General features: G+C 70.7%; 25 protein-coding genes. 14 read left to right on the top strand and 11 right to left on the bottom strand.

The window, feature by feature from the left end; genetic code table 11:
- The first annotated feature begins 368 nt into the window (after window positions 1-368).
- Window positions 369-1,925: an OFA family MFS transporter gene (locus KBX63_RS20910; RefSeq protein ID WP_210913330.1), complete on the top strand. Its 1,557-nt coding sequence runs from the start codon at window positions 369-371 to the stop codon at window positions 1,923-1,925.
- Between the two features lie 61 nt (window positions 1,926-1,986).
- On the opposite strand, the gene nrfD is transcribed toward KBX63_RS20910, so the two are convergent.
- The 5 genes from nrfD to KBX63_RS20880 form a co-directional block, all read right to left on the bottom strand.
- Window positions 1,987-2,946, bottom strand: coding sequence for an NrfD/PsrC family molybdoenzyme membrane anchor subunit (gene nrfD / locus KBX63_RS20905; protein WP_210913182.1), 960 nt, complete (start codon window positions 2,944-2,946; stop codon window positions 1,987-1,989).
- On the bottom strand, window positions 2,943-3,986 hold the full coding sequence (locus tag KBX63_RS20900) for a 4Fe-4S dicluster domain-containing protein (protein ID WP_210913181.1): 1,044 nt from the start codon (window positions 3,984-3,986) through the stop codon (window positions 2,943-2,945). Before KBX63_RS20900 ends, nrfD begins: the two co-directional genes overlap by 4 nt.
- A 2-nt stretch (window positions 3,987-3,988) precedes the next feature.
- Window positions 3,989-7,264, bottom strand: a complete 3,276-nt coding sequence (gene fdh, locus KBX63_RS20895) for a formate dehydrogenase (RefSeq protein WP_256443129.1) — start codon at window positions 7,262-7,264, stop codon at window positions 3,989-3,991.
- Window positions 7,265-7,571: 307 nt separating this feature from the next.
- Window positions 7,572-8,138, bottom strand: a complete 567-nt coding sequence (locus tag KBX63_RS20885; protein ID WP_210913176.1) for a hypothetical protein — start codon at window positions 8,136-8,138, stop codon at window positions 7,572-7,574.
- A 75-nt stretch (window positions 8,139-8,213) separates the two neighbouring features.
- Window positions 8,214-9,296 carry an XdhC family protein gene (locus tag KBX63_RS20880; RefSeq protein WP_210913174.1) on the bottom strand — a complete coding sequence of 361 codons (1,083 nt, stop codon included), beginning with the start codon at window positions 9,294-9,296 and terminating at the stop codon, window positions 8,214-8,216.
- Window positions 9,297-9,414: 118 nt separating this feature from the next.
- On the opposite strand from KBX63_RS20880, the gene KBX63_RS20875 reads away from it, so the two are divergent.
- Genes KBX63_RS20875 through KBX63_RS20840 form a run of 8 tightly spaced genes read left to right on the top strand, consistent with a single transcriptional unit; the run spans window position 9,415 to window position 17,414 of the window.
- Window positions 9,415-10,287, top strand: a complete 873-nt coding sequence (locus KBX63_RS20875; RefSeq protein ID WP_210913172.1) for a xanthine dehydrogenase family protein subunit M — start codon at window positions 9,415-9,417, stop codon at window positions 10,285-10,287.
- A 2-nt stretch (window positions 10,288-10,289) separates the two neighbouring features.
- A complete protein-coding gene (locus KBX63_RS20870; RefSeq protein ID WP_210913170.1) occupies window positions 10,290-10,838 on the top strand; it encodes a (2Fe-2S)-binding protein in 549 nt (182 codons plus the stop codon).
- Window positions 10,835-13,225 (top strand): aerobic carbon-monoxide dehydrogenase large subunit, encoded by a 2,391-nt coding sequence (locus KBX63_RS20865; protein ID WP_210913168.1) that lies wholly within the window; start codon window positions 10,835-10,837, stop codon window positions 13,223-13,225. The genes KBX63_RS20870 and KBX63_RS20865 overlap by 4 nt, the downstream gene beginning before the upstream one ends.
- Before the next feature lie 10 nt (window positions 13,226-13,235).
- Window positions 13,236-14,102 carry an XdhC family protein gene (locus KBX63_RS20860; protein WP_210913166.1) on the top strand — a complete coding sequence of 289 codons (867 nt, stop codon included), beginning with the start codon at window positions 13,236-13,238 and terminating at the stop codon, window positions 14,100-14,102.
- Between the two features lie 3 nt (window positions 14,103-14,105).
- Window positions 14,106-14,681 carry an NTP transferase domain-containing protein gene (locus KBX63_RS20855; protein ID WP_210913164.1) on the top strand — a complete coding sequence of 192 codons (576 nt, stop codon included), beginning with the start codon at window positions 14,106-14,108 and terminating at the stop codon, window positions 14,679-14,681.
- Window positions 14,678-15,547, top strand: coding sequence for a MoxR family ATPase (locus tag KBX63_RS20850; protein ID WP_210913162.1), 870 nt, complete (start codon window positions 14,678-14,680; stop codon window positions 15,545-15,547). Before KBX63_RS20855 ends, KBX63_RS20850 begins: the two co-directional genes overlap by 4 nt.
- Window positions 15,544-16,215: an SRPBCC family protein gene (locus KBX63_RS20845; protein ID WP_210913160.1), complete on the top strand. Its 672-nt coding sequence runs from the start codon at window positions 15,544-15,546 to the stop codon at window positions 16,213-16,215. The genes KBX63_RS20850 and KBX63_RS20845 overlap by 4 nt, the downstream gene beginning before the upstream one ends.
- Window positions 16,212-17,414, top strand: a complete 1,203-nt coding sequence (locus KBX63_RS20840; RefSeq protein WP_210913158.1) for a VWA domain-containing protein — start codon at window positions 16,212-16,214, stop codon at window positions 17,412-17,414. The genes KBX63_RS20845 and KBX63_RS20840 overlap by 4 nt, the downstream gene beginning before the upstream one ends.
- Here KBX63_RS20840 and KBX63_RS20835 read toward each other — a convergent pair.
- Window positions 17,375-18,331: a LysR family transcriptional regulator gene (locus KBX63_RS20835; protein WP_210913156.1), complete on the bottom strand. Its 957-nt coding sequence runs from the start codon at window positions 18,329-18,331 to the stop codon at window positions 17,375-17,377. The two genes, KBX63_RS20840 and KBX63_RS20835, sit on opposite strands and share 40 nt — an antisense overlap.
- A gap of 346 nt (window positions 18,332-18,677) precedes the next feature.
- Here KBX63_RS20835 and KBX63_RS20830 point away from each other — a divergent pair, with 346 nt between their 5' ends.
- Window positions 18,678-19,439 carry a hypothetical protein gene (locus KBX63_RS20830; protein WP_210913154.1) on the top strand — a complete coding sequence of 254 codons (762 nt, stop codon included), beginning with the start codon at window positions 18,678-18,680 and terminating at the stop codon, window positions 19,437-19,439.
- An 859-nt stretch (window positions 19,440-20,298) separates the two neighbouring features.
- On the opposite strand, the gene KBX63_RS20825 is transcribed toward KBX63_RS20830, so the two are convergent.
- The 4 genes from KBX63_RS20825 to KBX63_RS20810 form a co-directional block, all read right to left on the bottom strand.
- Window positions 20,299-20,721 carry an ASCH domain-containing protein gene (locus KBX63_RS20825; protein WP_210913152.1) on the bottom strand — a complete coding sequence of 141 codons (423 nt, stop codon included), beginning with the start codon at window positions 20,719-20,721 and terminating at the stop codon, window positions 20,299-20,301.
- 203 nt (window positions 20,722-20,924) lie between these two features.
- Window positions 20,925-21,221, bottom strand: coding sequence for a beta-propeller fold lactonase family protein (locus KBX63_RS35335; protein ID WP_247662780.1), 297 nt, complete (start codon window positions 21,219-21,221; stop codon window positions 20,925-20,927).
- Window positions 21,137-21,904, bottom strand: coding sequence for a hypothetical protein (locus tag KBX63_RS20815; RefSeq protein ID WP_210913149.1), 768 nt, complete (start codon window positions 21,902-21,904; stop codon window positions 21,137-21,139). The genes KBX63_RS35335 and KBX63_RS20815 overlap by 85 nt, the downstream gene beginning before the upstream one ends.
- 101 nt (window positions 21,905-22,005) lie before the next feature.
- Window positions 22,006-22,755: a glyoxalase gene (locus tag KBX63_RS20810; RefSeq protein WP_210913148.1), complete on the bottom strand. Its 750-nt coding sequence runs from the start codon at window positions 22,753-22,755 to the stop codon at window positions 22,006-22,008.
- Window positions 22,756-22,923: 168 nt separating this feature from the next.
- On the opposite strand from KBX63_RS20810, the gene KBX63_RS20805 reads away from it, so the two are divergent.
- From KBX63_RS20805 to KBX63_RS20790, 4 genes are read left to right on the top strand one after another with little or no spacing between them, the layout of a single operon-like run.
- Complete coding sequence (locus tag KBX63_RS20805; RefSeq protein ID WP_210913145.1) at window positions 22,924-23,853, top strand: hypothetical protein; 930 nt, start codon at window positions 22,924-22,926, stop codon at window positions 23,851-23,853.
- Window positions 23,850-24,305, top strand: a complete 456-nt coding sequence (locus KBX63_RS20800) for an ABA4-like family protein (RefSeq protein ID WP_210913143.1) — start codon at window positions 23,850-23,852, stop codon at window positions 24,303-24,305. The genes KBX63_RS20805 and KBX63_RS20800 overlap by 4 nt, the downstream gene beginning before the upstream one ends.
- Window positions 24,306-24,310: 5 nt before the next feature.
- Complete coding sequence (locus KBX63_RS20795) at window positions 24,311-25,561, top strand: sensor histidine kinase (protein ID WP_210913141.1); 1,251 nt, start codon at window positions 24,311-24,313, stop codon at window positions 25,559-25,561.
- Entirely contained in the window at window positions 25,558-26,184 is a 627-nt protein-coding gene (locus KBX63_RS20790) for a response regulator transcription factor (protein ID WP_074310980.1), read from the top strand. Before KBX63_RS20795 ends, KBX63_RS20790 begins: the two co-directional genes overlap by 4 nt.
- A 28-nt stretch (window positions 26,185-26,212) precedes the next feature.
- Here KBX63_RS20790 and KBX63_RS20785 read toward each other — a convergent pair whose 3' ends face one another.
- A complete protein-coding gene (locus tag KBX63_RS20785) occupies window positions 26,213-26,839 on the bottom strand; it encodes a YoaK family protein (protein WP_210913139.1) in 627 nt (208 codons plus the stop codon).
- Between the last annotated feature and the right edge of the window lie 145 nt (window positions 26,840-26,984).

Raw genomic sequence — 26,984 nt, 5'->3', positions numbered from 1 at the left:
GCTGGCGAGAGGACGGGCGTCGTGCCCTGCCCTCCCCGCGAGCCGGTCTGGTTCCGTAGCGAGCCCTCGGCCATGCCGCTGCGCCGCCGATGACGTGGTCGCGTTTTGCCGTAACGACGAGCTGTCGACGGGTTGCCACGTAACGTGGGATACAGCCGATCAACGGCTGACGCCGGACCTGCGTCAGGCCGCCCCTGTGGCGGCGAGAGCCGCTCGGCCACCCGCGGGGACTCCGACGAATTCCCCGACCCGGTGGTGATCCGGGTAATGCGCGGATTCTGCCCAGTGGGCGCTGTGACGGTGCGAGGCTTCGGCCGGTTCTGCGCTGATGCCGGCCCACGCAGCCGCAGGAGGTGCGGACGATGCCCATGCTCTCGGTCTTCGATCCTCGGCACACCGTCGCCCCGCCGGGGTACAGCCGCTGGCTCATCCCGACCGCAGCGCTGGCTGTGCACGTCTGTATCGGGCAGGTCTACGCGACAAGCGTCTACAAGAACTCCCTCATCGCGCATTTCGACACCAGCCAGACGGCGATCGGGGCGATCTTCAGCATCGCCATCGTCATGCTGGGTTCGTCCGCCGCCGTGGGTGGAAGGTGGGTGGAGCGGAACGGACCGCGCCGGGCGATGTTCGTCTCGGCCTGCTTCTGGGCCACCGGGTTCCTTGTCGGCGCGCTCGGTATCGCGACCCAGCAACTCTGGCTCCTCTACCTCGGGTACGGCGTCATCGGCGGCATCGGGCTCGGCATCGGCTACATCTCGCCGGTCTCCACCCTGATCAAGTGGTTCCCGGACCGGCCCGGCCTCGCCACCGGGATGGCTATCATGGGTTTCGGCGGCGGAGCCCTGGTCGCCGGCCCGCTCGCCCGCCAACTGCTCTCCCTCTACGACCCCGGCTACAACCCCGCCAACCCGGCCGCAGTGGCGTCGGGGCATGCCCTGGTGGCGCTCTTCGTCACGTTCGCCATCGGATACTTCGTGATCATGATGTTCGGGCCGTTCAACGTCCGCGTCCCCGCGCCGGACTGGCGGCCCGCCGGGTTCGACCCCGCGCGCGTCGCCAACCGGCCGCTGGTGACACGGGCGAGCGTGTCCGCGTCGAACGCCGTGCGCACCCGTTCGTTCTGGCTGCTGTGGATCGTGCTGTTCTGCAACGTCACCGCGGGCATCGGCATCCTGGAACAGGCCAGCCCGATGATCCAGGACTTCTTCCGGGACAACGGGGTCAGCGCCGTCTCGGTGTCGGCGGCTGCCGGTTTCGTGGGAGTGCTGTCGCTGTTCAACATGGCCGGGCGTTTCGTCTGGTCGACGACCTCCGACCTCATCGGCCGCAAGCCCATCTACATGGTCTACCTCGGCGTCGGCATGGTGCTCTACGCGCTGCTCGCCGTGGCCGGCCACGCCGCGACGGCGGTCTTCGTGCTGATCGCCGCCGCCATCATCTCGTTCTACGGCGGCGGCTTCGCCACTGCTCCCGCCTACCTGCGGGACCTGTTCGGCACCTTCCAGGTCGGCGCCATCCACGGCCGGCTCCTGACCGCCTGGTCGGCGGCGGGCATCGCCGGGCCGTTGATCGTCAACGGGATCCTCGACACGCAGGGCAAGCCCGGCACCCTCACCGCGTCGGCGTACCGGCCCGCGCTGTTCACGATGGTCGGCGTCCTCGCCATCGGGTTCATCGCCAACCTGCTGGTCCGTCCCGTGCCGGACCGGTTCCACGAGCCTGACCGGGGACCGACCTCGCCCGTCGCGCGTGCCACTGTCACCGAGCCGGTCGCCCTTGGTTCGGACAGTCAACCACCGGTGCCGAAGCAGGTCGGCAACCAGACGGGGCGACTCTGGATCTCCTGGCTGCTCGTCGCGGCGCTGCTCGGGTACGGCATCGTCCAGACCGCCATCACCGCCGCGAAGCTGTTCACCGGCTGAGGTCGTCCACGCCCCGGCCAGGATGATGGCGCCCGGGTGACGGACACCGACGCGCTCCGCGCTAACGGCCGGCCGTCGGCCCGTTCTGGTCGAGCCGCTCCCGTTGCGGCACGACCGTGTACTTCGGATCCCGCGCCGACGCCATTCCGGCCTCGAAGACGCCGAACCTGGTGGCGACGGACGATGCCACGAGGGCGGCGCCGGAGACCGCCGACAGGATCCTGCTGCGCCGGCTGACCAGTGCCGCGACGGTCCCAACGGCGAGCAGCGCGCGCCCCGCCCGGACCAGTCGGCCACTGCGTCCGTGCGCGTAGGGCTCGCCGGTCAGGCCCAGCCTCTCCATGCGGCGACCGCCGACAAGTTCGATGGTCGCGGCTGCCAGGGCGAGCCGTCGCAGCGGGGCGGTCTCCGCAGCCGGCGCCGCCATCAGCCCGACCCCGGACGCGGCGGCGAGCGCGCTGCCGGCGAAGACGAACGGCAATGACGGGTACGCGTCGTGCCAGGACGGCACGGCGGTGTCGGCGAGCAGCACCCCGGTGTACGTGGCCAGCGCCGGCGCGGTGGCCGCGGCGGCCAGGCCGGCGACGTTGCCGATGGGCGGCGCCAATCGGCGGGCGAGGCCGAGCGCACCGTGCTGCGGGAGCAGCGGCGCCAGCTCGGCGACCGCGGCCACGCCGGCCAGGGGCCCGAACGCGGTGAGGATCCAGGTGCCGACCGACATCGGCGAGGTCAGCTTGGCGACCCGGAGCATGTGGTGGAACCGCGCTGGCCGCCCGAGGTCGTGAACCAGCAGGTACGTGCTGGCGGCGACGCCGCCGAGGGCTGTCCAGCGGCTCACTGTCCGCAGCCCGGGCCGTCCGGTCAGCTGGCCGCCCGCGCCGATGAGCGCACTCCCGGCGGCGAGGCCGCCGGTGAACAGGTAGCCAGCGATGTCGCGCTTCCACACCGGCGGCTTGAGGACCGGCCGGCCGTAGTAGGAGCTGAAGTCGGCCGGCGGCACGGGTGACGTCGTGTCGGTCATGGCCGCCTGCCCAGGAACGCGACTGCCGTGGCGGCGGCCATCGTCATCGCCGCGAGCCCGGCGCGTTTCCACATGGCCGGCAGGTCGCGGGTGGTCACGATCGGGTCCGGCGGCAGGCCGTACACCTCCGGCTCATCCAACAGCAGGAAGAACGCCCCGTCACCACCGACGCCATCGTTCGGGTCGTGCCCGTACAGTCGCGCCTCGGGCACCCCCCGCTCATGCAACGTCGCCACCCGCGCGGCGGCCCGCTCGCGCAGCTCGTCCAACTCCCCGTACTGGATCGACTCCGTCGGGCACGCCTGCGCACACGCCGGGGTCATCCCCACACCCAACCGGTCGTAGCACAACGTGCACTTCCACGCCCGACCGTCGTCCTTACGCTGATCGATCACCCCGTACGGACAGGCGGAGATGCAGTAACCACACCCGTTGCAAATGTCCTCCTGCACCACCACCGTGCCGAACTCCGTGCGGAACAGCGAACCCGTCGGGCAGACGTCCAGACACGCCGCGTGCGTGCAGTGCTTGCACACATCCGACATCATCAACCAACGGAAATCCGTACGCCCCTCCGCACCGGCACCCCGACCCGGCGGCTGCGCACCCGGCATCCCGAGGAACTCCGGCCCACCCGACATCCGGGCCGCCGCTGCCGGCGAGCCGGGCGGCAGACCCGGGTACGTCCCGGTGTCGGTGCTGGTGTGCGCCCCGACCGCCGCCGTCTCCGGGCTGACCGGCGGCCCGTCCGGGGTGTCGCGGAACGCCGGCGTCGCCCAGCCGACCGAGCGGGGCTGCTCGACGAACGCGACGTGCCGCCACGAGTTCGCGGTCAGCGCGCCGGTGTTGTCGTACGACATGCCCAGCAGGTCCAGGCCGCTCTCCGGCACGAGGTTCCATTCCTTGCAGGCCACCTCGCACGCCTTGCAGCCGATGCAGACGCTGGTGTCGGTGAAGAACCCCATCCGCGGCGGCGCATCGACGTAGCCGGCGTCGAGCGCCGGGTCGAGCGGGCCGTACAGGCTGTTGACATGGGGCATCGTCAGACCTCCCGGTCGCGGCCGCTGTCGGCGGCGTCGGTCGTGACCTGCGGTGGATAGTGCGGGCCGAGATCCCCGGACCTCCGCCGGTAGTCGACGACGAGGTCCAGCAGGTCCTGGCCCCTCGGCCGTCGACCGGGCCGGACGTCACAGGTGCCGACCTTGCTCTCCTGGATCAGGACGTTGGGGTCGAGGCTGATGCCGAACAGGTCGTTGGCCGAGTCGCCGGTCACCAGGCCCTCGAAGCCGAAGTGGTACGGCAGCCACACCTGGTGGATGATCCTGCCGTCCACGCGCAACGGCGTGAGCCGGTCGGTCACCAGCACCTTCGCCTCGATGGCGGCGCGCGTGGTGACCAGGTGGGCCCAGCCCAGATGCGCCAGCCCGACCTCGGCGGCCAACTCCGGGGACACCTCGACGAACATCTCCGGTTGCAGCTCGGCCAGCGGGCGGACCGTCCGGCTCATCCCACCCGCGGTGTGGTGCTCGGTGAGCCTGCTGACCGTGAACACGTACGGGAAGACCTGACTGTGCTCCTCCGGTGGGCTCGGGTTGAGCGTGTTGATCGGGTGTGTGTAGACCTTGCGGGTCGGGTTGGCCTGCTGCCGGTAGAGCGGGTTGCGCACCGGCGACTCGACCGGCTCGTAGTGCGTGGGCATCGGCCCGTCGAGCACGCCCGTGGGCGCGTACAGCCAGCCCTTGCCGTCGCCCTGAAGGACGAACGGGTCGTCACCGGCGAGTGCTGCCACGCCTGAGGAGCCCGCGGGCGGCCGATAGGACGGCGGCTTCTTCTTCTCGAAGTCCGGCACGTCGTAGCCGGTCCACTCGGCCTTGTCCGGGTCCCACCAGACGTACTTCTTGCGCTCGCTCCACGGATTACCGTCCGGGTCGGCGGAGGCGCGGTTGTAGAGGATGCGCCGGTTCGCCGGCCAGGCCCAACCCCACTCGGCGGCCACCCAGTCCTGCTCGTGGCGGGACTTGCGCCGGGCGGCCTGGTTCACGCCGTCGGCGTACACACCGGTGTAGATCCAGCAGCCGCCGGCGGTGGAGCCGTCGTCCTTCATCTCGGTGAACGTCGACAACGGCCGGCCGCTGGCCACCTCGTAGCCGTTGATCTCGTAGAGAACCGACTCGGCGCTCGGCTCGGCGCTCGGCCCGTGCGTCGGGTAGTGCCAGCTCAGGTCGAGCAGCGCCCGGTCGCGGGGTCGGGTCGACCTGGCCAACCGTTCCCGGATGATGCGCCCGAGGTGGTAGAAGAACCACAGCTCGGAGCGGGCGTCGCCCGGTGGCTCGACGGCCTTCTCCCGCCACTGCAACAGCCGCTGCGTCTGGGTGAAACTGCCCTCCTTCTCCACGTGCGAGGCGGCGGGCAGGAAGAACACCTCGGTACGACACTCTTCCGGCACGATTTCGCCGGTCTCGATCTCCGGCGCGTGCTGCCAGAACGTGGCGCTCTCGATCATGAACAGGTCCCGCACCACCAACCAGTCCAGGTTCGCCATGCCGAGACGCTGGGCCCGGCCGTGCGCCGAACCGACCGCCGGGTTCTGCCCCAGCAGGAAGTACCCCTTCACCTTCCCGTCGATCATGTTCAGCACCTGCTGGTACGTCCCGTGGTCACCGGTCATCCGCGGCAGGTAGCCGTAGCAGTAGTCGTTCTCGGCGGTGGCCGCGTCCCCCCAGTACGCCTTGAGCAGGTTCACCCCGTAGGTGCGCGCGTCGCCCCAGAAGCCCTTCTGCCCCGGGTGCCGGATGCTGTCCACCCACTCGTCGAAGGTCGGGTGGTCGGCGTGGTGTGGCATCGGCAGGTAACCCGGCAGCAGGTTGAACAGGGTCGGGATGTCCGTCGAGCCCTGGATGCTGGCATGCCCCCGCAGCGCCATGACCCCACCACCCGGACGGCCCATGTTGCCGAGCAGCAGCTGGATGATCGCGCCCGTACGGATGTACTGCACGCCCACGCTGTGCTGCGTCCAACCCACCGAGTAGACGAGCATGCCGGTCCGCTCCCGGCCGGAGTTCTGCGTCCAGGCCTGGGCCAGTTCCAGGAACTTCTCCTGCGAGATGCCGCAGACCCGCTCCACCATCTCCGGCGTGTAACGGGCGAAGTGCCGCTTGAGGATCTGGTAGACGCAGCGCGGGTGCTGCAACGTCTCGTCCCGTTCGGTCTGCCCGTTCACCGGTGCGCCGTGCGACTCGTGCTCCAGCCCGGCAGCGGTTTCCCGCTGTGTCTCGGTGTCCCGGGTCGCGGCGTTCTGCCCGATCCCCTCGTACCGCCAGCTCTTCTGGTCGTAACTGGCGTTCTCCTCCTTGAAGCCGGAGAAGAGGCCGTGCATATCCTCGGTGTCGAGGTACTCCTCGGTCACGATCGTGGCGGCGTTGGTGTACGAGACCACGTACTCACGGAAGTCGAGTTCGTTCTCCAGGATGTAGCGCACCACCCCGCCGAGCAGCGCGATGTCGGTGCCCGCCCGGATCGGCAGGTACGAGTCAGCCAGCGCGCTGGTCCGGGTGAATCGTGGGTCGACGTGGAAGACCTTCGCGCCGCGCCGCTTGGCCGCCATCACCCACTGGAAGCCCACCGGATGCGCCTCGGCCATGTTCGAGCCCTGGATGACGATGACGTCGGAGTTGGCGAGGTCCTGCTGGAACTGGGTGGCGCCCCCGCGACCGAAGCTGGTCCCCAGACCGGGGACGGTGGCGGAGTGTCAAATACGGGCCTGGTTCTCGATCTGGAGCGCCCCCATCGCGGTGAACAACTTCTTGATGAGGTAGTTCTCCTCGTTGTCCAGCGTCGCCCCACCCAGGCTGGAGATACCCAACGTCCGGTTGAGCGGCCGCCCCTCGGCGTCGACGTCCTCCCACGTCTCGTCCCGGGCCGCCAGCACCCGATCAGCGATCATGTTCATCGCCGTGTCGAGGTCGAGGTCCTCCCACTCGGTGCCGTACGGCCGGCGGTAGCGGACCTTCGTCTCCCGCAGCGGGCTGGTCACCAGGCTCTTGCTGGCCGCGCCCTTCGGGCAGAGCCGACCCTGGGAGATCGGGCTGTCCGGGTCGCCCTCGATCTGGCTGACCTGCCCGTCCTTGACGTACACCCGCTGGGCGCAGCCGACGGCGCAGTAGGGACAGACGGACTTGGCCATCGAGTCGGCGGTGTCGGTGCGGGCGGTGAGCGACAGGGAGCCCGCGGACTTGGACGCGGCGCCCCGGCCGAGCGGGTCCGTGCCGGTCAGCTGGCGATAGACCGGCCAGCCCTCGAACCAGCTCCGCACCCCCATCGCCGCACCTTCCAGACTAATCACACCAAATATGAACAGCCTGACACTAGACGAGGTACCAGGCCGGTCGCAGCGAGATCAGAAGAGACATGCCTCCCCCGCCCCTTTTTGCACAGGCCGGGAAAGGCATGGTGTATGGAACCGGCGGGGACATTGCCCTGACGTCAGGTCGCCCGGTCGGACCGGCTGCGACAGCAGCCTCCGTGCCCTCTCCGGTGGGAGTGTCGCTGGTAAGCCGTATACCAGAGAGTCATATTCATACCTCACAGGTATATCGCTTACCGGAGCGGCACCGCCCCGACGGGCGTCAACGCGCGGGCCGGCGATCCCACAACACCAGGCCGGCGAGCAGCATCGCGACGCCCACACCAATCATTTTCAACCCCACCGTCGTGCGCGCGCCGAGGTGGGATGCCGTGGGTCGGCTACCGGGCGCACCCGCAGCAGCGACACCCACACCGGCACCGACGCGCCCGCGCCGAGCAGAGCCGGCAGGGTGGAGAGCACGGTCAGCGGGTCGACCTGGGGCGCGAGGATTGACGCCGGCGACGGTCAGCAGCACCCCGATCGGGGCGACCATAAGCAACCACGCCAAGGCCCGACCCCGGACCTCGGCACGTTCGCCGCCCGGTGTGGTGAGCGGCAGCCACAGTGCGGTGCCGTCCAGTCCGACCAGCCCAGCCGACATCGCCGCCGCGCCGAGCACGGCGAGCGGTCCGGCCCACGGCAGCAGCAGATCCACGTCGGACAACAGCGGAAGGCCGGCGAGCAGCGCCCCGTACACCACCGCGAACGCCAGATACTGCAGCCGCGGCGGATGCCGCATCCAGGCACGCGCCTCGCGGCCCGCAACCGCCCGCGTCGCGGCCGGCACGGCACGGCACGCCGGCGATGAGCACCCTTCGGGTGAGCTGGCGGTCACCGCAGCGCTGGCCCTGCGCATGATGATCTAGGTCGGTCGGGTGTGGTGGATCGGGGTCGCCAGGTCGCTGAGCGGGCGACCCGACCCACCCCAGGTCTGAGCGGTGATCTCGGCGGCGATTGCCACGGCGGTCTCCTCCGGGGTCCGCGCGCCCAGGTCCAGCCCGATCGGCGAGGAGAGCCGGGCCAGGGCGGCCTCGCTCACGCCCTCCTCGCGCAGCCGTCGCAGCCGGACGGAGTGCGTACGACGGCTGCCCATCGCGCCGATGTAGCGGGCGGGGGTGTGCAGGGCGACCTGGAGCAGCGGCACGTCGAACTTGGGGTCGTGGGTCAGGACGCAGAGCACCGTGCGGTCGTCGACGGTCGTCGACTCCAGATACGTGTGCGGCCACTGGACGACGAGGTCGTCGACGTCCGGGAAACGCGTACGGGTGGCGAACACCGGGCGGGCGTCGCAGACCGTGACGTGGTAGCCGAGGAACCGGCCGATCCGGGCCGTCGCGGCGGCGAAGTCGATCGCGCCGAAAATGATCATCCGGGGTGGGGACACGTACGACTGGACGAACACGGACACCTCGTCGAGTCGCTCCTCCCCCTGCCGGCCGAGGTGGATCATGCCCGTGGTACCGAGGGTGAGCATGCCGGTGGCGTGGCGGGCCACCGCGTCGTCCAGGTCGGCCGCGCCGAGGCTGCCCGCGACCCGGTCGGGCCAGACCACCAGCTGCGCGTTCTCGACCGCTGCCGTGGCGACCGGCCGGCCGTCCCGGATCGCCGTGAGCACCTCGTCGGGCTCGGTCATCGCGACGTCCGGCTGAATCAGGATCTCGATCGTGCCGCCGCAGGTCAGGCCCACGTCGAACGCGTCGTCGTCGCTGACGCCGTAGGTCTGGGTGTGGGCCCGGCCGGTCTCGACCGCCGCCCGGCAGAGCTCGTAGACGGCGCCCTCGACGCACCCGCCCGAGATGCTGCCCAGGACCTCGCCGGTGGCGGAGACGGCCATGGCGGCGCCGGCCTGCCGGGGCGCCGACCGCCAGGTTCGGACGACGGTCGCGACGGCGAACGCGACACTGCCGGCGCGCCAGCCGATCAGTCCGTCGACGATGTCCCTCATGGCCGCACGATCCGCGAGTGTCGGCGGCACCGTCAACGGCGACCTAAGCAGTTGCTTAGGTCGCCGTTGACTTCGGCCGGCGTCCGGATCAGATTTTCCGGGACCACGGAGGTGCGACATGCAGGTGCCGGCACCGTTCGAGTACGAGCGAGCCACCAGTGTGGACCATGCCATCGGCCTGCTGGAGCGGCTGGGCAGCACGGCGCGGTTGATCGCCGGAGGGCACAGCCTGCTGCCGATGATGAAGCTCCGGCTGGCCAACTTCGACTACCTCATCGACATCAACGATCTGCACGCCGAACTCGGCTACATCGAGACGGGCCCGGACGAGGTACGGATCGGCGCGCTCACCCGGCATCGGGAGCTGCTCGAGTCCGCCCAGCTGGCCGCGGCGTTCCCCATCTTCGCCGACGCCGAGCGGGTGATCGCGGACCCGGTGGTGCGCAACCGGGGCACGCTGGGCGGCTCGCTCTGCCAGGCCGACCCGTCCGAGGACCTCTCGGCGGTCTGCACGACCCTGGACGCGAGGTGCGTGATTCGCGGCCCGGGCGGCGCCGAACGGGTCGTGTCCATGGAGGAGTTCCACGTCGGGCCGTACGAGACGGCCGTCGCGGACGGCGAGATGCTGGTCGAGGTGCGGTTGCCGGTGCGGCCCGGATGCGGCAGCGCGTACGAGAAGGTCGAGCGCCGGGCCGGCGACTGGGCCGTGGTGTCAGCCGGCGCGGCGGTGTGGCTCGACGGCGGCGCGATCGTGGACGCCCGGGTCGGGCTCGCGGCGGTCGGCCCGAACACGACGGGCATCCCGGAGATCTCGGCGGCCCTGCGCGGGCGGGAGCCCTCCGAGAGCCTGTTCGAGCAGGCGGGAGCGATCGCCGCGGGTAGCTGCGATCCGGCGACCGACCAGCGCGGCAGCGCCGACTACAAGCGGCATCTGGCCGCCGAGCTGACCAGACGGACCCTGCGCCGGGCCGTCGAGCGGGCGAGGAGCTGAGCATGCAGGTCACGATGACCGTCAACGACGTCGAGGTCACCCGGGAGATCGAGGCCCGACTGCTGCTGGTGCACTTCCTGCGGGACGTGCTGGGTCTGACCGGCACGCACTGGGGCTGCGACACCAGCAACTGCGGCACCTGCGTGGTCTGGTTGGACGGCGAGCCGGTGAAGTCGTGCACGGTGCTCGCCGCGATGGCCGGCGGCCACCAGGTGCGTACCGTCGAGGGCCTCGCCACGGGCGCCCAGCTCGACCCGGTCCAAGAGGGTTTCATGCAGTGCCACGGCCTGCAGTGCGGCTTCTGTACCCCGGGGATGCTGATGACCGCCCGAGCGCTGCTCGACCGCAACCCGGATCCGAGCGAGACGGAGATCCGGGAGGCGATCTCGGGTCAGATCTGCCGATGCACGGGTTACGCCACCATCGTGCGCTCGGTCCGTTGGGCCGCCGTGGCCGAGGCGGAGGCCGCCGCCCGGGTCGCCGAGACCACCGAATCGAGCGAGGCTGGCGAGATCGCCGACGCCGGCCAGACTGCGGGGGCTGTCGCATGACCACCGTGCACGAGCGCGCGGACACGTTCCACGACAACGACCAGAAACCCGTCGGGTACGGCCGGATGCTGCGCAAGGAGGACCCACGGTTTCTCCGCGGTCGCGGCCGGTACGTCGACGACGTTCAACTGCCCGGCATGCTGCACCTGGCCATCCTCCGGGCTCCGGTGGCGCACGCCCGGATCGTCAGCATCGACACGAGCGCCGCCGAGGCGTCGCCCGGGGTCAGGGCGGTGGTCACCGGGGCGATGCTGGCCCAGCAGGGCCTGGCCTGGATGCCGACCCTCTCCAACGACGTGCAGGCCGTGCTCGCCACCGACAAGGTGCGCTTCCAGGGCCAGGAGGTCGCGTTCGTCGTCGCCGAGGACCGGTACGCGGCGCGCGACGCGTTGGAGTTGATCGACGTCGAGTACGACGTCCTCGACCCGGTGATCGACGCCCGTCGCGCGTTGGAGCCGGACGCCCCGCTGATCCGCGACGACCTCGACGGTAAGGCGAACAACCACTGCTTCGACTGGGAGACCGGCGACGAGGCGGCCACCGAGGCGGTGTTCGCGCGCGCGGACGTCGTGGTCAGCCAGGATCTCGTCTATCCCCGGGTGCACCCCGCGCCGATGGAGACGTGCGGGGCGGTCGCCGACTTCGACGCCGTCGACGGCAAGCTGCGGCTCTGGTCCACCACCCAGGCGCCGCACGCCCACCGCACCCTCTACGCCATCGTGGCGGGCATCCCGGAGCACAAGATCCAGGTGATCTCGCCGGACATCGGCGGCGGGTTCGGCAACAAGGTACCGATCTACCCCGGGTACGTCTGCGCGATCGTCGCCTCGATCGTCACGGGCAAACCGGTGAAGTGGATGGAGGACCGGTCGGAGAACCTGATCAGCACCGGCTTCGCCCGCGACTACATCATGCGCGGTGAGATCGCGGCGACCCGGGACGGCCGGATCCTCGGCATCCGTACCAACGTGCTGGCCGACCACGGCGCGTTCAACGGCACCGCCGCGCCGGTGAAGTACCCGGCCGGCTTCTTCGGGGTCTTCACCGGCAGCTACGACATCGAGGCCGCCTATTGCAGGATGACGGCGGTCTACACCAACAAGGCGCCCGGCGGCGTCGCGTACGCCTGCTCGTTCCGAATCACCGAGGCGGTCTACCTGGTCGAGCGGATCGTCGACTGTCTCGCCGACGAGCTGGGCATGGACCCGGCCGAACTGCGGCTGAAGAACTTCATCAAGCCGGAGCAGTTCCCGTACACGACCAGGACCGGCTGGGTGTACGACTCCGGCAACTACGAGCCGACCATGCGGCTGGCGATGGACATGGCGGGCTACGCCGAGCTGCGCCGTGAGCAGGAGGAGAAGCGAGCACGGGGCGAGCTGATGGGGATCGGCATCGCGTTCTTCACCGAGGCGGTCGGCGCCGGACCCCGCAAGAACATGGACATCCTCGGGCTGGGCATGGCGGACGGCTGCGAGCTGCGCGTCCACCCGACCGGCAAGGCCGTGGTACGGCTCAGCGTGCAGTCCCAGGGCCAGGGGCACGAGACCACGTTCGCGCAGATCGTCGCCGAGGAGATCGGGATCCCGCCGGCCGACATCGAGGTGCTGCACGGCGACACCGACAACACCCCGTTCGGCCTCGGCACGTACGGCAGCCGCTCGACGCCCGTGTCGGGCGCGGCGGCCGCCCTGGTGGCGCGCAAGGTCCGCGACAAGGCCCGGATCATCGCCTCGGGCATGCTCGAGGTCTCGGTGGCGGACCTGGAGTGGGAGAAGGGCGCGTTCCACGTCAAGGGCGACCCGGGCACGTCCGTCACGATCCAGGACATCGCCATGCGCGCGCACGGCGCGGGTGACCTGCCCGAGGGCATCGAGGGCGGACTCGAGGCGCAGATCTGCTACAATCCGTCGAACCTGACGTACCCGCACGGGGCGTACATCTGTGTGGTGGACATCGATCCCGGCACCGCGCAGGTGAAGGTGCGACGGTTCATCGCGGTCGACGACTGCGGCACCCGGATCAACCCGATGATCATTGAGGGGCAGGTGCACGGCGGGCTGACCGACGGGGTCGGCATGGCGCTGATGGAGATGATCGCGTTCGACGAGGACGGCAACTGCCTCGGCGCGTCGCTGATGGACTACCTGATCCCGACGTCACTCGAGGTGCCCGACTGGGAGACCGGCTTCACCGTCACCCCGTCGCCGCACCATCCGATCGGCGCGAAGGGCGTCGGCGAGTCGGCGACGGTCGGTTCTCCCCCGGCGATCGTCAATGCGGTCGTGGACGCCCTCAAGCCCTTCGGCGTACGACACGCCGACATGCCGCTGACGCCGTCGCGGGTCTGGGACGCGATGCGCGGCCAGGCCCGGCCGCCGGTCTGAGGGGCCGAGGATGACCACCATCGCGGACCGCGCCCGGGAGCTGACCGCCTCCCGTGAGCCGTTCGTGCAGGCCACGGTGGTCCGCGCCCAGGAGCCGACGTCGGCCCGGCCGGGCGACGCCGCGGTGATCCGGGCGGACGGCTCGATCGAGGGCTTCGTGGGTGGGGTGTGCGCCGAGAGTTCGGTGCGGGCCGCCGCGCTCGACGCCCTGCGCGACGGTGACGCCCTGCTGCTGCGGGTGCTGCCGGACGGCGCGGCCCCGTTCCCCGAGGCGCCGGGGGCGCGGGTGGTGGTGAACCCGTGCCACTCCGGTGGCGCCGTCGAGGTCTTCCTTCGGCCGATGCTGCCGGCACCGGCGCTGCGGCTGGTCGGTGGCACACCGATCGCCGCCGCGGTGGCGACGTTGGCGGCGTTCCTGGACTTCGACGTCGTCACGTCCGACGACCACGCGGGCTGCACCGCCGTCGTGGTGGCCGGGCTGGGCAGGGGCGAGCAGGACGCGATCCGGGCCGCGCTGGACGCCGGCGTGGGGTTCGTCGCGCTGGTCGCCAGCCACAAACGGGGCGCGGTCGTGCTCGACGAACTGGGGTTGACCGACGCCGAGCGGGCCCGCGTCCACTCGCCGGCCGGGCTGGACATCGGCGCGCGTACGCCGCAGGAGATCGCACTGTCCATCATGTCCGAGGTGGTCCGGGCGATCCGGGTGGACGGGCTGAGCCCGTCGTCGGGCGCGCCGGCCGCGAGGCCGCAGCAGGCCGTCGACCCGGTGTGCGGGATGACCGTGCTGGTCGGGCCGGAAACGCCGCACGTGCGGATCGACGGGCAGGACGTCTGGTTCTGCTGCGCCGGCTGCCTCGCGCGTTTCACGGCGGCGTAGCCCGTGTTCACGACCGGCCTGGTGCTCGCCGCGGGGGCGTCGGTCCGTCTCGGCGAGGCGAAGCAGCTGCTCCCGTACCGGGGACGGACGCTGCTCGACGCGACCCTCGACCTGGCCCGCTCGTGTGGCTTCGACCAACTGCTCGTGACCCTCGGCGGCGCGGCGAGCGGGATCCGCGACCGGGTGGACCTCACCGGGTGCCAGGTCGTCGAGAACCCGGCATTCAGCAGCGGCTGCGGGTCGTCGGTCAGCACGGCCGCCCGGGCGGTGGACCCGCGCGCCGACGCGCTCGTGCTGCTCCTCGGCGACCAGCCCGGGGTACGTGCCGCCGACGTCCGCCGGGTCGCCGCGGCGGCCACCCCGCTGGCCGTGTGCCGGTACGCCGACGGGTTGGGCCATCCGTTCCGCTTCGGCCGCGAGGTCCTTCCCGAGCTGTACGACCTGCACGGCGACAAGGCCGTGTGGAAGCTGCTGCACTCCGGCCGCCACCCGGTGACCGAGGTGCCCGCCGACGGGCCGGTGCCGATCGACGTGGACACCCGCGCGGACTACGAGCGGCTGCTGGCGGGAGAGCCGTGAAGGACGCGCTGACCGTCCGGCACCGCCTCGACGCCGTCGACTACCTGGTCGATGACGGCATGGCGATGGCTCTGTTCCTGGCGTTGCGGCTCGGCCGGCCGATGCTGCTGGAGGGCGAGCCCGGTGTCGGCAAGACCGCCGCCGCGAAGGCGCTGGCCCGGGCGCTGGAGACACCACTGATCCGGCTGCAGTGCTATGAGGGGCTGACCGCCGCTGAGGCGCTCTACGAGTGGAACTACCAGCGGCAACTGCTGGCGATCCGGCTCGCCGAGGCGCAGCACGCCCGGCTCACCGACGCGGACCTGTTCAGCGCCGAGTTCCTCCAGGAACGGCCGATCCTGCGGGCCGTACGCCATCAGGGACCGGTACCGCCGGTCCTGCTGATCGACGAGATCGACCGCGCCGACGACGAGTTCGAGGCGCTGCTGTTCGAGTTCCTCGGCGAGGCCGGGGTGACGATCCCCGAACTCGGTACGTTCACCGCTCGCACGCCGCCCGTGGTGGTGCTCACCTCCAACCGCAGCCGGGAACTGCACGACGCGCTGCGTCGCCGCTGCCTGTACCACTGGATCGACTTCCCCGAACCGGACCGGGCCGTGGAGATCGTCCGCCGAGCCGTGCCGGGTGCGACCGAGCCGCTGATCCGTACGGCGGTCCAGTTCATCGGCGGCGTGCGGGGCCTGGGGTTGGAGAAGGCGCCGGGGATGGCGGAGACCATCGACTGGGTCTCCGCGCTGTCCGTGCTGGGCGCCGCCGACCTGGCCACCACCGAGGTCTCCCGGACCATCGGCACCATCGCCAAGACCGCCGACGACCGCGCCGTCGTCGCCGCCGCGCTCGGCAGCCACCAGGAGAGTCAGGTATGAAGATCACCAATGAGTTCGCGGTCGCCGTTCCGATCGAGCGGGCCTGGGCCGTGCTCACCGACCTCGAAGGGATCGCGCCGTGCCTGCCGGGCGCCCAACTGACCGGCGTCGACGGTGACGTCTACCGGGGCAGGGTGAAGGTCAAGGTCGGGCCGGTCATCTCGGAGTTCGCGGGCACCGCGCAGTTCGTCGAGAAGGACGACGCGGCGTACCACGGAGTGATCGACGCGAAGGGCCGTGACGCCCGGTCGACGGGGAACGCCTCCGCGCTGGTCACCGCCCACCTGCGACCGGACGGCGACCGGACGCTCGTCAGCGTGGACACCGACCTGAAGATCTCGGGGAAGCTGGCCCAGTTCGGCAGCGGCATGATCAAGGAGGTGTCGGGCAGGTTGCTGGCCCAGTTCGTCGCCAACCTCGAGGCCAAGCTGGCGGCCGAGCAGGCGCCGTCGGCCGCCGGAGCCGCCGTGACCCGGGTGCAGTCGCCGGTCGAGCCGTCGGCTGCCGAGCCTTCGACCGCCACCCTGCGTGGCACGCGGGCTGCCGAACCGGAAGCGCTCGACCTGCTCAGCATCGCCGGCGGTTCGATCACCAAGCGGCTCGTACCGGTGATCGTCGGCCTCGTCGCGGTCGGCGCGGTGATCGTCTGGCTGGTCGCGCGCCGGTGAGTCCTGCCCTGCTGCGCGGGATCGACCGGGCCGCGTTCGCGGTGGCGTTCGCCGGCCGACTGCGGCAGGCCGGCATCCCGGCCGGGCTCACCGACATCGACGACTTCGTCCGGGCGCTCGACGCCAGCCCGCCCGACTCGAGGTCCACGCTCTACTGGACCGCCCGGATCAGCCTCGTCCGGCGGCACGCCGATCTCAACGCGTTCGACCTTGTCTTCGCAGCGGTGTTCGGGGACGCGTCGCCGCTGCCACCGCCGCACCGGTCCGCGATCCCGACGGGAGACCGCGACGACGTACACGTGCCGGTGCCCACCGGCACGGCCGACGACGGTCCGGGCGGCGGACTGCCGTGGGCGACGCTGCCGCCGGCCGTCGCCCAGGCGCCGGAGTCCGACACCGCGCTGCGGCTGCCCGAGCGGCGCCCCAGCGCCCTCGTCGGGCTCGCCGAGAGGCCGTTCGACGAGCTCGACGCCGCACGGCTCACGCTGCTCGGCGACGCCCTCCGCGAGGCCGTCGCCGGCTGGCCGACCCGCCGCGCCAGGCGGCACGCCGTCAGCCCGACCGGACGGCGGATCGCGCTGCGGCCCACGATCACCCAGGCACGCCGCACCGGATGGGAACCCGTCGAGGTCGTCCGCGAGCGGCCGGTGCGGCGACCGCGCCGGGTCGTGCTGCTCTGCGACGTCAGCGACTCGATGCGGGCGCAGGCGACCGCGTACCTGCACCTGATGCGGGCGTTCGCGGTCGTCGCCGAGGCGGAGGCGTTCGCGTTCGCGACGACGTTGACCCGGCTCACGGTGGTGCTGCGACACACCTCGGCCGCCGAGGCGGTCGCGCAGGCCAGCGCGGCCGTCACCGACCGGTACGGCGGCACCCGGATCGCCACGAACCTCCGCACCCTGCTCAGCTCCCCGCACGGGGACGCTGCCCGCGGGGCCGTGCTGGTGATCGGCTCGGATGGCTGGGACAGCGACCCGCCCGACGAACTCGCCGCCGTGATGGCCCGACTGCGCCGCCGCGCGTACCGGATCGTCTGGTTGAATCCGCGCGCCGGCGCCCCCGGCTTCGCTCCCCGCGCGGGCGGCATGGCCGCCGCGCTCCCCTACTGCGACCGGCTGCTGCCGGCCGGGACGTTCCAGGACCTGCTGCTCGCCGCCCGTCAGCTCCAGAGCGTCACGTGCACCGACGGCTTGAAGTGACCGATGCTGACGCCCGCGCCGCGCATCATCGCCTGAATCGCCCGAGGTGTCGACGAGAACCGCGACAGCTCGGCGGCGGCCGACAGGGGGCCGGGACTGGCGAGCACCTGCGAGTGCCACACCGCCTCGACGGTCGCGTGCGGCCCCGTCACCTGCTGGAGCTGACCCTCGCGCACGTCCGGTGCGACGGTGAACGAGAGCGCCGGCGAGACACCCCTGCCCCGCTTCGCCTCGCCCAGCGCCGCCGCGTGGCTCTGGAAGATCTGCTGCCGGTCGTCGGGCACGGCCAGCCGGCGCAGCATCGCGGGCACCGCGCCCAGGTCGGTGGCCGCCGACGGGCCGAGCAGCCAGGTCTGCTCCCGCAACTGCCCCGGGGACGCCGACACACCGGCCAGCGGATGATCCGGGCCGACCACGACCACGAGCCGGTAGTTCATCATCGGCCGGCAGGTGATCGCCTTGTCGACAACCGGCGGCTGCGGCCCGACCGCGATGTCCGCGGACCGGGTCAGCAACAACGACTCGAACGAGCCCGGGTTGCGCACGCTCAGCTCGACATCGAGGTCGGCGGCCCGCTTCGCGAACAGCTCGATCAGCCCCGGCGCGGCGAACTCGGCGAACAGGCTGGACGCGGCCACCCGCAGCAGCCGCCGGCCGCGTTTCGCGGCGCTCACCTCGAGGATCGTCCGATCCTGCAGACCCAACAGCTCCGCCGCGCGACTGGCCAGCCGGAGCCCGCCCGGGGTGAACGCGAGCCCCGCCGCCGTCTTGGTGAACAGCTTGTCCCCGAACTCCTTGCGCAACTGTGCGACGTGGAGCGACACGGCCGACTCGGACACCTCAAGCTCAGCGGCGGCCTGCTTGACGGACCCCAGCCGGACCACGGCGACATACGCGCGCAGTTGCGTCGGGGTCATCGGCGTCACCCACCTCCCCGCCCGATCGCGTGGCTCGGCTCTCCATCGAGACGAACCTCGATCATCCCCCGCTGGGCTGCCCCGCCGCCAGCGCCGGTTCACCCGAGCGCAGGCCAGTTCGGTGCCGCAGCCGCGCACCGATGGGCTTCGTCGCTCGGCTGCCGAATCTATAAGCTGACAGTACTGGAACTCCAAGTCGGATTGACAGCGACAGCAGCTGGTGTCAGCATTCCGTCGACTGTTCTTATCCTCCCCTTGTGCTACCGCCCGGCGGCTGGAGCTATAAATTGGGATTGAGTTGACTGGTTCGCGGCGAACGTTGTCATTCTGGGCAGATGTCGGCGGCGTGATCGCCCTAGCGATACTGGCGGTTGGGTTTGCTGGCTGGCTGGTGACGCAACTCCCAGACGAGGCTGGAACCCGCACCTCCATAATCATGCTCGCCGTCGGGCTCCTGACTGGGCTGGCGCTCGGCGCCCTCTCAGCCACCCTTCTTCTCCAACGCCGATCACGCATCGTGGAAATCCAGCGCGGATACAAGTGGATCAGTGCAGAATTCCACTACGAGATCGATGAGCAGGACCCGCACCAGCATACCCATTTTGTGAAGATCTACATTGAGGCGACAAGAGACGGCGCGTTCCTCTTCCGCAATCAATACCTGTGGTCTGGGAGTGGCTCGGAGGCTCCCTTGGAGGTCACATCGAAGGGCCACCGTCTTCTTGGCGAGGTGAAGAAGTCGTCAGGCTGGGCCGCGTACTACGTCGACCTCGGTCACGAGATGCAAAAGGGTGAAAGATCCTGCGTGGAGATCGTGCAGCGGCTGACTGACTCTGGAGAGAAGTTCGACCCTTTCATTGCAAAAACGGTGCAGGAACGCATCGACGAACTGACGCTTTCCATCAGCCTTCCGCAGCACTTGCGTCCGCTGGCAGTTTGGCGTATCGAGCGGACGGGATTTGGGCCGGGCGCGAAAGTTGTCCGCAGAGATCAGGGCGAGCTGGGAAATGGAAGCCCGACAGCAGTCTTCGTCAAGAAGAACCCGAAGATCGGGCACAACTATGAGCTTCTGTGGGAGTACCAGCACGGCCGTTCGATCTATGGGTGAAGCTGTGGTAAGGTCGGCTGAATGGACAACTAACTGACCGACTGACGCCTTCTCCACCCGCTACGCCGGCATCTCGATCGAACGGCGCCGCTTGAATCTGACAACCGATGTGGCGGCGCGATGTGAAGGGGCAGGATCATCCCCTGCAACCCTCGTCCTGCCCCACGGTGTGTGACAGCCCCGGCGCAGAGCCTGCGCAACGCTGCCCTGGCAGCCCGCCCGCCTGGCTCGCCCCTCTACCAATCGGCTTGCCGGCGTTCCCACCCTGGACGGGCGGACCCTGATCCTCATCGACACGTCCGGTTCGATGAAGAGTCTATTCAGCAAGGACGGCACACAGCGCTGCTGGGACGCCGCCACGGTGTTCGGCCTCGCGCTCGCCGCCTGGGCGCAGGCGGCGACGGTGGTGTCGTTCTCCAATGCCAGCCGGGTGTTCCCGGGGGTGGCGGACGAGTCGGTACTGGCGGCGGTACGACGGTTCAAGGGCGGCGGCTACTTCTACGGAATGGGATTCGGTGGTCTGTCCGACGCCGCGTTCGCGATGATCCCGCTCATCGAGGCCGCCTCCCGCGACCGGTGGCCTTCTGATCCCCGCTGCGGAGCTGAACCTGCCCCGCAGCGGGATCGGCCTCCGGCCGCCTCGTCGACCGCTCAGCGGCGGGTGCGTCCTCGACGCACCGCCCAGATTCCACCAGCGATCGCCGCCGCCGTTGGCAGGAGACAGCAGAGGGTGAGGATGGACAGGTGCCACGGCTTGATTGCTCCCACGGCTGTGAGAGTAGGCACCGCTGACCACCGGTGCTGTCCCGGCAGGGCCGAGCATGCGGTCAGCGGAGCTGGAAAGGCCGCGAAGCGGGGCTCAGACGACGTGCACCAGCCGGAAGCGCTCGGTCACCACCAGGGTGTCGTCGTTCACCGTGAAGCCGGGATCGCCCAACTCCGCGCGCACTTCCGCACTGTGCCAGAACGTCTCGTGCCCCGCTCGCCACTGCGCCACCGACTCGTCTCCCTCGCCCTCGGCCAGGGCGTGTTGCAGGTCGACGTCAGCGAGCCGGAGCACCCGCACCTCGGTCAGCTCGATCACGGCGACCCGTCGGTCCTCGGAGTCCACTACCGCAGATCGCTGGCCAACCTCGGGCAGCGGCTCGTTCCCGACCTCGTATCCGACCAGCAGGGCGGACGTCGAGGTCTTCGCACCGGACAGGATCGCGGCCACCAGTTGGTCCCGCAGCGGCCCCGGGAACGCGAACTCGGCACGCGGTAGATCATCGACGACGTCCATGCGGGGAGGGTACGCGGTACGACGAGCCGCGAGTGACCCCTCGACGTGCGTGCGGGGCGCGAACACGCGCGGGTCCCGGTCGGCGAGGACCGGGACCAGCGCGTGGCGGGGTCAGGACGCGGCGATGCCTTCCATGCCGATGCCGTCGGCGAACTTCGGCAGGCCCTCCACCGTGGTGACGAGGGTCAGGGAGCCGTCCTTGTTCACCTCGTAGCCTGCACGTTGCCGGCGGCGGCGTTCTGGACGTACAGGAAGCCGTCGCTGGTGGTCATGTCGATCGACCCGCCGCCGGTGTCGGCGGCGACCGCCTTGACCAGTTCGAGCTTGCCGTGGTCGTCGACGCGGTAGGCGCTGATGGTGGAGCTGCCGGCGTTGGCCACGTAGAAGTAGTCGCCGACGCCTGTCTGGTCATGGGCTATCGCTGCCAGGCGTCGATGGTCTGGACGCTGTCGCGCAAGACCCGGTCCAGGATGGCGGGGTTGCCGCTGGTGCCCTCCCATCCCTGATCGTTGAGCACGGTCACCGCCCCGTCGACGCGTGCCACGGCGATCTGGCTGGACGCGGTGCCGCCGGTGCGTTCTCCGTTCAGGCTCGTCTCGGCCCACGTCCTGGTCAGCAGCAACGCCTCGTCCCCGACACCGGGCACAGCTCGCCCCTCGACGTCGACGGGGTTCCCGGCCTCCTGGTAGGAGGGGCAGGCCTCCACAGCAGCGCGGAGCCGTCGCATGTAGTCCGAGGCGCCGTCGCCATCGAAGGTGAAGATCGTTTGGTGGATCATGCCTTGCGGCACGTTGCTGGCCGGTTCGCCTGGCGTCCTGTAGGTGACGGTCATCGAGGCGCTCGCGGTGACCTGTCGGCCTCCGGTGCCGAACTCGTTGCCGCACATCGTCGGCAGGGCGTCCGCGACGGGCGTCGCCCGTCGGGGGGACTTGCGCAGGTCGGGTGGCAGTTCGACGAAGGCCGACGTCGGGATCGTCGCCTGGGTGCTCGCGCTCGGAGACGGTTGGTCGACCTGGGTCGCTGCTGTCGACGCGGTCGTCGGTTGCGGGGTCGACGAAGCCGAACCGGGCTGGTCCTCGCCAACGGTGCAGGCAGCGGTGAGCGCGACGGTGCCGAGCATCGGCAGGATCAGCGCGAGCGTCCTTCGTGCGCGGACGGTCAGTGGCGGCGTGTGGCGGTTCATCATCACCTCTTCGGCTCTGCCCAGTCATGCCCTGCGACGAGCCGACCGAAACGATTGTCGCCCGGGCAGGCAGCTCCAGGAGGTCACCACGCGGGGGGGCCTCAGCTCGCGTCGGGCAACCACGGCCCGAGCGCGGCGGGGTCGGCGACGGCCTTCGCCACCTGCGCACGCTCCTGAGCGGTCAGCTCCAGAGCCCGGAGACGGGTCCCCCAGTCAGGCACGCGCTCCGGCTCCCCCAGCACTACCGACAGTTCGATCAACCCGGCGAGCGCCAACCCCTGTTCGATCGCCGGGGCGCTGTCGCCGTGCCGGCGCAGCCCCGAGTTGAGCGCCCGGAAGGCTGCCCGGTCGTCATTCTTGAACTCGCGCAGGATCCGCGCGTTGTCGAGCACCCGGGTCAACCCCTGCAACGTCTTCGACCCGCCGTACTCCAGCTCCGCCGGCTCATCCCGCTGGATGAAGATGATGGTGTTGCCCGACGGGTCGACGATGCTGAACCGCGACGCGCCGGGCCGGTAGCGGGTCATCCGGGGCAGTCCCTTGGCGAGCACCTTGCCGTAGGTGCGGCGCATCGCCTCGGTGAACGCCGCGTGGTACGCCGCGACCGCGTCGACCATCACCAGGCAACCGCCGGTGTTCTCCGCCGACGGGTCCAGCCCGAGCGGCGCGCGGCCGTAGTGCAGATCGAACCCGCTCCACCGGAAGGCCAGGTAGACGTACGGTTTCGTCTGCTCGTAGGTCACCTCGAACCCCAGGGCACGCCAGAATGCCAGGGTCTCCTCGGGCGACACGCAGTGCAGCAGCGGCACCGTGGTCTCGTTCGGCTGGACACGGCCCTCGTTGATCGTCATCGCCACTCCCGGTCCGGTCGACAGAGCGGACATTGTGCCAGCGTCGACGAAGGGGAACGACCGTGTTTCGTCTCCTACCCAGGGAGGAGGCGCCACTCCGACCGGTGGCCGCAACCGGGGCTCGCGGTCGGACGCGATCGGCGCGCGCGGTCGGGAGCATCTACAGACATGACTATCGCGCTGCGCCGGGCGGCACACTGGCACCGCCCACTGATGGTTTTCGTCTACGCGATGGCGGTGCTCACCGTCATCTCCGCGGTCGGCATCGCCGTCGACTCGCGCGTCCTCACCGGGTCGCCGATCTGGCTCAAGCCGTTCAAGTTCGCCGTGTCCTTCGTGGTGTACGGCACGACCCTCGCCTGGATGCTCTCCCTGCTGCCGCGCCGGAGCCGGGTCGCGGAGTGGGCGGGCACGGTCATCGTCGCGATGGCGCTGATCGAGATGGTGGTGATCGTCGGGCAGGTGCTGCGCGGTACGACCAGCCACTACAACGGGACCAGCCCACTGAACGCCGCCCTCTTCACGGCGATGGGTGCGGCGATCATGGTGCTGTTCGCCGCGCACTTCGTCATCGGGATCGTGGTGCTGCTGCGGCGGATCCCCGATCGGGCCGCCGCTCGCGCGGTCGGGTGGGGGCTCGGCCTGTCGCTGCTGGGCATGCTCGCGGCGGTGCCGATGGTGCTGCCGATGCAGGAGCCGGGGATCGACGGGGTCTCCGGGGCGCACGCCGTCGGCGTACTCGACGGCGGGCCTGGGCTGCCGTTGGTCGGCTGGAGCACCACCGGCGGGGACCTGCGGATCGGGCACTTCGTGGGGCTGCACGCCCTGCAGGCGCTGCCGATCCTGGCGATCCTGCTGAGCCGGTTCCTCGGGACGCGGCTGGACGAGCACACCCGGGCACGGCTGGTGGCCGTGGCGGGCGGGGCGTACGGCGTACTCACGGTGTTGTTGACCTGGCAGGCCCTGCGCGGACAGCCGCTGCTGCGCCCGGACGCGCTCACGCTGGCCGCCGTCGCGGCCCTGGTGGTCGCGACCGCGACCGCCACCGGCCTGGTGCTGGCTCGCCGGCGCAGCCCGGAACTGGCGCTGGCCGCATGACCGCCACGCTGTTCACCCTGACGTTCGCGGTGGCCGCGCCGTTCTGGGCGCTGATGATCCTGCTGCCGCGTTGGTCGTGGACCTTCCGGATCATCTCCTCGCCGCTGATCGTGTTGCCGGTCGTGGTGATCTACGCGCTGCTGGTGATCCCGGCGTTCGGCGACGTGCTGCCGGCCGTGGCGTCGCCGACCCTGCAGGGGGTACGCGACCTGCTTGGCACCTCCGACGGCGCGGCGGCGGCCTGGGCGCACATGATCGCGTTCGATCTGTTCGTCGGCAGGTGGGCGTGGCTGGACAGCCGGGAACGGGGGGTGCCGGCGCTGGTCATGGCTCCGGTGCTGGTGCTGACCATCCTGCTCGGACCGCTCGGCCTGGCCGCCTACCTCGCGGTTCGCGCCCGGTGGCGGCGGCCGACGGTCGCTCATGGCCCCGAGCCGCAGCGCCTAGGCTGACCTCTGTGAGGTGGGCGGGACGGCTCTTCGACGCACGGGACACGCTCGTGCGGATGGTGCTGCTCGACCTCAGCGGCGTGGGCTACCTGGTCTTCGGTACGCAGGCCGGCCGCCCGCCGACGGTCACGCAGTGGGTTCTCGCGGTGGTCGCGTTCGCCCTCGGGCTGGTGTTGCACCGTCGGCCGCTGGTCAACCTGGCGGTGCAGGCCGGGCTGCTGGTGGTCGCTTTCCCCCTGATCGACGACGTCACGATCAACCAGGTGGGCGCCAGCTGGGCGTTGCTCGAGGTGACCATGCGGGTGCGTCGAGCACGCACCATCTGGCTCGCCACCGGGCTGCTGGCCGTGGTCGACCTGACCGACTCGATCGGTGATTCGATCGGCCGGGTCGCCTCCGGTGTGTTCGGGCTGACCCTGGAGGTCGGCGTGCCGCTGCTGCTCGGCCTGGTCATCCGGACCAACCGCGAGCTCGGCCGGCAGGCCGTGGAGCGGGCGAAGGCGGAGCAGCGCCGGCACGAGTCGGAGAGCCGCGCCGCGCGCGCCGACGAACGCAGCGCGATCGCCCGCGAGCTGCACGACGTCGTCGCGCATCACGTGGCGTCGATGGTGCTGCGGGTCGGTGTGGTTAGGCACGTGCTCACGGATCTGGACCCCCGGGTGGGCGAGGTGTTCGACGACGTGCACGGCACGGGGACCGCCGCGCTGGCCGAGATGCGCCGGCTGGTCACGGTGCTGCGCAACCCCGACGGGGTACGCGGTGACGCGGCGCTGACCGCGATCGAGCCGTCGGCGCTCCCGGCGGCACTCGGTGCGACGGTCGACCGGGCCCGTCAGGCCGGTATCACCGTGGAGGCCGACATCGACCCGGCGATCGGTTCACTCGACGCGGTACGCGGCCTGGCCGTGCTGCGACTGACCCAGGAGGCGCTGACCAACGTGGCCAAGCACGCCGGGACGTCCGCGCTGGCCCACCTCGTGGTCGCCGTCTGCGACGGCGCCGTCCACTGGGAGGTCTCGGACAACGGGCGCGGCGCGGTGCCAGCGGCGGTGCCGTCCGGGGGCGGTCACGGCATCACCGGCATGCGCGAACGCGTCGAGGTGCTCGGCGGGCGGCTGGAGGCGGGCGCGACCGGGACGGGGTGGCGGGTGCGCACCGTCCTCCCGGCCGTGGCCTCCGCACCCGCCGGGACGTCGGGCGTGTCGGTGCCCCGTGACCGCGAGGCCCCCGCGGGGTCGCCCGCGCCGGAGCCGGCGTGATCCGCGTCCTGCTGGTCGACGACCAGCACCTCATCCGCGCGGGCCTGCGCATGCTCTGCGACGCCCAACCCGACATCGAGGTGGTCGGTGAGGCCGACAACGGCCGCGACGCGATCCCGCTCGCCGCACGGCTCATCCCCGACGTCGTCGTCATGGACCTGCGCATGCCCGGCGTCGACGGAATCACCGCGACCAGCCGCATCCTCGCCGAGCGCCCCGCCACCCGCGTCCTGGTGCTGACCACCTTCGGCGACGACGACCACCTCTATCCCGCCCTGACCGCCGGCGCCTGCGGCTTCCTGCTCAAGGACGCACCACCGACCGAGCTGCTGGACGGCATCCGCCGGGCCGCCGTGGGTGACAGCCCGTTCAGCCCCGAGGTGCTGCAACGCCTGGTCCAGCGCGCGGTGCACGCCCGCGCCGAGACGCCGCGGCCGGTACAGGGCCTGACCGCGCGCGAGCAGGACGTGCTGAACCTCGTTGCCGAGGGCCTGTCCAACACCGAGATCGCCGACCGGTTGCACATCGGCGTCACCACGGTCAAGACGCACATCACCAACTTAATGACCAAGACCGACAGCCCCAACCGGGTACGCCTGGCCCTGTTCGCCCGCGGCGCCTGACCCGCGCGTCCCGCGGCTCGCTGGACGTCTAGGACCTCATCCGCGCGGACACGACGATGACGAGCACGAGGGGCACGATCAGCAACGCCGGCGCGACCACGGGCAGGTGCAGGGCGACCAGGGCACCGATCGCCGCGCCGGTGATCAATGCCAGCAGGACCTGCGCCTTGGGCCGCAGGCTGCCCCACGGGCTCCGCGCGGCGACGCCGGCGATCAGGCTCGTCAGGGTCCCGGTCAGGTACGTGGAGGACAGGCCCGGTACGCCGAAGCGTTGAATCGCACTGCTCTGCACGCCCAGCGCCGCTGCCGACAGCAACAGGAGCGCGAGATCGACATGGTCGTCGTGGTGGGGAAGGTTGACCTCCCAGACGATGAGGAACACGACGAAGACCAGGAGTTCCAGGACGAGCGCCCAGGTGACCCGCCGCGGCCAGACGGGGTCGTCCGGCTGTGCCGAGCCGACGAGGCGGGCACCCGCGAGGACGCCGACGATGAAGCTGACGATGGCGCATCCCGAGGTCAGGGCCAGCTCGGCGTCACCTCTACCGGCCGAGAGTCCGAGCAGGACCATGTTGCCGGTCATGACGCTGGAGAAGGCTCCGCCCAGGGCGAGGAAGCCGATGGCGTCGGCGCTCCCGGTCAGGAAGGTGAGCACGACCACGAGGGCGTGCCGGCGCCGCAGAAGGCGCTGCCGTCCCGGCGCTGTGGTGGAGGGGCTGATGACGTGGGGCGCTGTGCTCGACACTGTCGGCTATCCTCCAGAGATTGTTCTTCGTATACACTTTGCCCCGGACGATTCA

This window comes from Micromonospora sp. U21, assembly GCF_018070045.1.
Taxonomy (GTDB): Bacteria; Actinomycetota; Actinomycetes; order Mycobacteriales; family Micromonosporaceae; genus Micromonospora.
This window is presented reverse-complemented; position numbering and strand designations above follow the sequence as displayed.